Annotated in this window: 5 protein-coding genes and 1 pseudogene; all 6 read left to right on the forward strand. The window is 48.3% G+C overall.

Annotation, left to right across the window (positions count from 1 at the left end):
• Positions 1 to 1,135 (forward strand): DUF2345 domain-containing protein (locus KO1_RS26550; RefSeq protein ID WP_148719767.1); only part of this gene is annotated, 1,135 nt, incomplete at its 5' end.
• 354 nt (positions 1,136 to 1,489) lie between these two features.
• Positions 1,490 to 2,263, forward strand: a complete 774-nt coding sequence (locus KO1_RS26560) for a T6SS immunity protein Tli3 family protein (protein WP_004114157.1) — start codon at positions 1,490 to 1,492, stop codon at positions 2,261 to 2,263.
• Positions 2,256 to 4,196 carry a T6SS effector phospholipase Tle3 domain-containing protein gene (locus KO1_RS26565; RefSeq protein ID WP_024274503.1) on the forward strand — a complete coding sequence of 647 codons (1,941 nt, stop codon included), beginning with the start codon at positions 2,256 to 2,258 and terminating at the stop codon, positions 4,194 to 4,196. The genes KO1_RS26560 and KO1_RS26565 overlap by 8 nt, the downstream gene beginning before the upstream one ends.
• 259 nt (positions 4,197 to 4,455) lie before the next feature.
• Positions 4,456 to 4,716, forward strand: a complete 261-nt coding sequence (locus KO1_RS27810; protein WP_024274502.1) for a PAAR domain-containing protein — start codon at positions 4,456 to 4,458, stop codon at positions 4,714 to 4,716.
• Positions 4,716 to 6,149: a KPHS_23130 family T6SS system protein gene (locus tag KO1_RS26570; protein ID WP_004114150.1), complete on the forward strand. Its 1,434-nt coding sequence runs from the start codon at positions 4,716 to 4,718 to the stop codon at positions 6,147 to 6,149. The genes KO1_RS27810 and KO1_RS26570 overlap by 1 nt, the downstream gene beginning before the upstream one ends.
• A gap of 6 nt (positions 6,150 to 6,155) precedes the next feature.
• Positions 6,156 to 6,633: pseudogene (locus KO1_RS26575) on the forward strand (type VI secretion protein VasK); the annotation flags it as partial.

Below are 6,633 nucleotides of genomic sequence, written 5' to 3' on the forward strand. Positions count from 1 at the left end.
CACCGAGGTGGCCATCGCCTTTGAACAGGGTGACCCGGACCGGCCGTATATAGCCGGTGTCCTGCACGACTCGGCGCACCCGGACCCTGTCACCATCCGGAACTATAAACGTAACGTGCTGCGCACGCCGGCGAACAACAAAATCCGCCTCGACGACGCGCGGGGAAAAGAGCACATCAAGGTCAGCACGGAGTACGGCGGCAAGAGCCAGCTGAACCTGGGGCATCTGGTGGACGGCGGAAAACAGCCGCGCGGGGAGGGATTCGAGCTGCGTACCGACAGCTACGGAGCGATACGGGCCGGGAAAGGGATATTCATCACCGCTGATGCGCAGATGAAAGCGCAGGGGCAGCAGCTGGCGATGGAGCCTGCGTTGTCGCGGCTTTCAGCGGCGCTGGTGGAAATGCAGTCGCTGGCTGCCGGTGCACAACAGGCACAGGCGCTGGCTGCAGATGTGGGGCGTCAACAGAAGTTGCTGCAACAGAAAATAGAACAGATTCAGAAGGAAATATTGCTGGCGACGGCCTCTCAAGGCGTGGCGCTGGCAAGTGGTGACGATATGTTGCTGTCAGCGCAGGAGAATCTGACGCTGATCGCCGGTAAACAACTGGATCTGGGTGCGCAAAAGGACTTCACACTGGCAGCAGGAAAACAAATTAGCCTCTGGAGCCAGAGGGGGGCTAAATGGTTCGCATCGCAGGGGGATATTGATATTCAGGCGCAGAGCGGAAATATTACCACCTGGTCAACGCAGGACACGTATATTTCGAGTGGTAAGAGACTGGTAATAACGGCACAGGATGAGCTGACGCTGATATGCGGGGGCGGATATATCAAAATCAAAGGAGGGAATGTTGAAATTGGCGGTCCTGGAAAGTTGCTGATAAAAAACACCGGTATTAAGAAAGCAGGTTCGGGTAGTATGCAGGCAGTAATGAAGTCGTTTGAGTCGGGAAGTTTTGATGAGAAGTTTATTATTACTCATCCGGTTTCTGGAAAGGCTCTGGCAAATCAGAAATATGAGATTCACTTGCCGGACGGAAACGTAATGTCTGGCATGACGAATGCGATGGGACATTCTTCGCTTATAAATTCACAGACAATTGATATGCTGAAAATTATCCTGAAAAAATAACAGGAAGAAGAATGTACCACATAAATTAACTATGTGGTTTCTCCAGCCGCTGTTAAGTGGTGTTCCGGGAATAGAGCGCGTAAGGATGACTATTTATTACGCCCAGGAGGCTCTATTCGGTAAGTTCAATTATATAGTGAAGCAGGGGGGGGGCTTGATTATAAAAAACACACGGGCTGATTGTATAGCGAGGACCGTTATTAAATTGTCCAATTACACATTATGAATTTTTTTAGATAACGAAGCAGATATGTCAGTCATAATTCTGGTTATGCTTGTCCCCTTATTCGCTTGCAACCTCGAAATAAATAGATGGAATGAAGACTCTTTTGAATAAATAACTGGGGTAAGAATATGATAAATAAATTAATCGTATTATTTTTGGAACTAGTGTTGTTAAGCTGTTCTCTTTTTTCATTAAGCGGTTGCGTTACTGAAGGGGCCGCATTCGGTCTGGGGGCAGGGAGCCTGCATGAAACGGTAATGACAGAAAAAGACAAAAATGCACCGTCACCGGTATATGGTCTGCCGCAGGTGATCTACCGGATAGATAATAATCGTTATTTTACATTGGAGAATTATACCCGCTGCGAGAATGGGCAAACGTTTTATAATAACAAAGAAAAAGATATTCATGTCAAAGTATTGGACGGTTCAGGATACCTGTTTAAAGGCCGTTTATTCTGGTTGTCCATACGTGATGATTATCTGGCATTTCCAGCAACAATAGATACAAATCATGCAGCTTGTATGGGAGCAGATAAAGGTTGTATGAATGCCGTCATTGTCACAACTGATGGTGGAAAAACACTCTACGGCGTTGAATATGGCAGCCATACTCAGGATCCAACAGGTGATACAAAAGATTATGATATGTTAGTCATGGATGAGGGATTTTATTTGATTGTATATCATTCTTCTAAACGATCGCCAACGAATGCTTATGCCCTAAAATGGACATTTTACCCAAATGCAGAGTCTGCCAAAAAAATAGGCTATCCCGGAGTGACTGGACCAGTTTATCAACCAGAACTTTCTATAGATGTATCTCAAATTCTTCAGGAAAAAATGCAATGCGACCGACGATTAGAACCCGTAAAATTTTCAGGGATAGTCTCTCATGAATAATAAATCCTCACCAACCAGAAAAGTAGAGGTGCATACAACCGATAATGGCACGCCATTTTCCTACTCAATGACTTCCCATAAAAATATAAAAGTGAAAGCGGAAGTTCAACCGCCATTGCAGTTGCCTGGATTAATTATATTCGTACATGGAGTTAATTCAGAAGGCGAATGGTATAAAGAGGCTGAAGTATCATTATGTAATGGTTTGAATAATCGACTTGGGTTATCTGACAAAGATACTGTACATCAATTGCAAGCTAACGAATACGCAGATGCTCACTGGAACAAAGATGGCACCAAATGGATTGTTCCTGCCAGGAAAATTATCAAAGAAAACCGCTCCCCAGTTATCCGCTTCTACTGGGGTTATCGTGCTGCTAATAACGAAACCGATAGATACGCCATTCCGTTAAAAAACAAGAAAGGTGATAATTACTATGATCTTTCTCCCGAAGAGCGCAAAACGAAAGGCCCATGGTTCTGGGGCGGCGGGCCGTTCCAGAACGGCTGTAATCAATTGGTCAGCCTGTGGAGTGAGAAGGGATTTGACAACTGGCCGAATGTGCTGGGTATGCCGATCCCCTTCAGCACTCAATTGATTAATGGTGAGCGTGATCGCCTGCTGACCGCGGCGCCGCCGCGCCACTATTATGCGCACGCCGCCGGGCGTCTGGCGGACCTGATAAAAACCATCCGCAGTAAATATCCTGAAGACACAGTTACGGTGCTGTCACACAGCCAGGGGACAATGGTTGCGCTGGCGGCAGCAGCCATTGAGGCACCGGATGCGCTGTTCGTCATGAATTCACCTTATGCGCTGGAAAACGAACTCACCACCTATATTTCCTATCCGGTGAAAGAGATCATCAGTAGGGAAGCCCGGGAGGCTACGTTTGCCGATATCGTTAGAAAGGTTGCGGAAAACAAAACCCGCCTTGCGCAGCAGGGCTACGATCGCCTGTTGGCAGGCGTCAGCAGCGATGGCGAAAGCTGGACGCCGGAAGGGAAAACCCACGCTGGACTGCCGGAGCGCGATAACCACGGTACCACGTGGATTTACTGTAATCCGCATGACCGGGTGATGGGCTCGGCTCCGCTGCGAAGTATTGGCTGGCAGGGGTTACCTAATACAAAAGAAAGTGATTATAGTGAATCCCATTCTTTATTTAAGCTGGCAGGCGACACACTTTATGTCCGTATGCTGGGGCGTAATACACCGTGTGGAAATGCACCGGATACACAAACCCATTTCAGTAATCTTGGGGATGGTAAGCCATTCTGGGACAGTACGACCACGGTGCTTCAGAAGATGACCTGGCTGGAACCAGACAAAGGACAAATGCTGACGGTTAATGCGCCGCAGGTACCAGAACCACTGACTTCTGAGGAACTGAAAAATTTTGACCAGGATTATGCCAGCACTGAAAAGCAAACTGGCTCAATAGGATACGGCTACGGACAGATTAACCCGACGACGAAAAGACCCGTTGACATAGACTACCGTTATTACATTTCACTATACGGTTATTTTGACCAGAAGATGGTGCCTAAAACACCTTCCTCCTGGTATCAACCTGGGCCGGGATCGAAAGAGGATCGGGTGAAATATGAAAAACAGTCGAGAACTGAAATGCTGGAAGATATAAGGACCTATGTTCAGCGCCCGACCGATCACAGTACCCTGCCAATGAATGAACATTTTATGAGTCGAGTTGTGGCCTATGATCTACCGCTAGGGTATTGCTGGCATTCATGGGATCGGGCAAGCCTGGCAGAATTGCGCAGGCAGGCGGACTGGTTGGAAAGTGATGATTATTATTTCACAGGCGAACTGAATAAGCCGGATATTCCCCCGGCAATCCGGCAGGATGTGGCAGAAGATGCGGTGAAGAGAAAGGCCGAAGAAATAGCCCGATGTATCGGGAAGAAATGAAAAATTATCATCGCTGAAAGTAGTTACTGTATTTACCAGCAATGGAATTAATCACATACATATTCTATGACTTAAAGTTTATTAGCTGAACGTCGTTGTGTGAGACATTTTATTGCCTGATATGTCAATCGATAACTTTAATTATGAAGGTTTTTACGGTTGGTAATTATTGCATTAATGTTTCATGGGTTTTTTGGTATGAACGCAGGGCTCATGAGTGAAAATAAATATTAGGAACAGTTAGTAATAGGTGGTAAATATGGCTAGACGTGTTGTTGTTATCAATGATGTCACTTCTCATGGCGGAAGAGTTATTTCAGCATCGTCCACTTTTAATATTGAAGGAAAAAACGCGATGTTGCTGAATGACCAGGTGTATTGCCCGGAGCACGGCGCTAACCCGATAGTGGAATGTGATATGAGTTATGAGGAAAACGGCAGGGGAATCGTGGTGCATGGCTGTAAGAGTGCCTGTGGTTCTGTGGTCTACGCTAGTTTGCCGGATGTGGAGATAGGTTGATGGGCTGGTCATTACCAGAGGTTCCCGCGAGGCCTGATGCACAACCCTGGTCACCCTGGATATGCCTGTCAATTACTTTCGCCGGTGTATTTATCGCGTTAGTGCGGGTGGTACTGTATTCACCCTCCGGTGATTTACCAACGCTTGCAAGCGGTTACTGGCTACCACTGACCGGATATACTTTGGTGGGTGTTACTGTTGCCGTAACCTTTTATTTGTTATGGTGGGAAATACAGACTTTCCGCGTCCGTAACTGGAATAACTGGCGACGAAATATGCATCTGGCATGGCGGCATCAAGCACACCTGCATTTATGCGTGACCAGATGTGTGGTATTAACCGCAGACCCACAATTGCTTTCTCGACTGGCGGGTGTTATGCCTGAAAACAGTGACGAAACTCCTTTATTAACATTGCTTCCTGAGGAAAATTTAATTCCTGGTATTTCACGCTTTGAACAACTTTGTCGTTTGTTAATAAACCAGATTAAAACAATACTTTTCCAGTCCTGTCCTTCAGGTCCGTTAACGGTGGTAATACAGACATCTGCTCCTGATAAAGAACAGGAGCTCCAGTATTTTTCCCTTCTCTGGGAAGATGAAGAATTACCATGGATGCCAGATATTCATGCCTTACCCAGTTCGTCAATTTTTAATAACTGGAATAAATTCCTGTCTACTGCTCGTTATCCACTACTGGTGCTGGCGCTGCATTACCGCCAGCCAGAAGAAAACTTACCGGAATTTGCCTGTGCGTTGCTGCTGTTGCCCGATGCGATGCTGAAATCGTCAGAACAGCGCGATGCGGTGCGAGTATTTCGCGCCATGCCGCTGAATACTGATGCATTGCCCCGTGAATTGACGGAATTACGTGATATGGCGCAGCAGCCTCCCGGGGTAAAACATCTGGTCTGGCACAGTGGGTTATCTGCGCCGTCCGCGCAGGCGCTGGGGCGGGTGGTTAATGAGTTACCTTTGCCCCTGCAGACTGATATCGCCGCCGGTGGTATTGTCGATTTTGCGAAAATCAGCGCTAACTACGGGCCTCTGGCCGGATGGCTGATGGTGGCTGCGGCAGCAGAGATGGTCAGTTACGGTCCGGGGAGCCACTGGCTGCTACAGGCGGATGGCAAACAGGCCAGTGCGATGGTTGTCGGCAACAGTCTGCCGGTTACCCATGATGAAGATGTAAGATTGGCTCCGTTACCTTATCCGGCTGGGTCGCTCAGCCTTGCGGTATTGCTCAATATTGCGGTTTTTGGAGCAACTGCCCGTTTTTTCCCGGACTGGCTGTTTTCCTGGTACGGCGTGTTCAGCGTGCTGCTGTCGCTGGCCGTGTCTCTGCCCGGCGCTGTTTTCCTGCTGCGCCGTGCCCTCACTGCTCTGCAACGCCCCCATTTTATTCAGGCAGCCGGACTTGCCCGCAAGGAATAATCCAATATGAAAAGGTTTTTATACATCCCGGGAGCGGGTCTCTGTGTCCTGGTTGTTTTGTTGGCTCTGTTGTTTATTCTGGCCCAGACAACTCATCTTTTTTTTGAATGGACGGGTGAACGCGTATTCTGGATTTCGCTGCTGGGTACGGTTTTTCTGACCAGTTCGTTAAGCGTGCTTATTTTTTTCCTTATCCCTTTCCAGAAAAACGACATCCCGTTGACGCCGCATGACCCTCGCCTGACAGGCGAGGTGGCCGGGGCAGAGGAACGAAATGTACCTCTTTCTTCACTAAGACAATATCTCCGCCGCCGCTATACCCGTTTCTGGCGCCACAAAGTCCGCCTGCTGCTGGTGGCCGGTGAACCCGCGCACATTGCCGCCATCGCCCCCGGTCTGGCGGAAAAGCAGTGGCTCGAAGGCCACCGCACGGTGCTGATTTACGGCGGCACTCTGTCATCGGCGCCGGATACTGAACGCCTGA

Source organism: Klebsiella oxytoca NBRC 105695, assembly GCF_001598695.1.
Lineage (GTDB): Bacteria > Pseudomonadota > Gammaproteobacteria > Enterobacterales > Enterobacteriaceae > Klebsiella > Klebsiella oxytoca.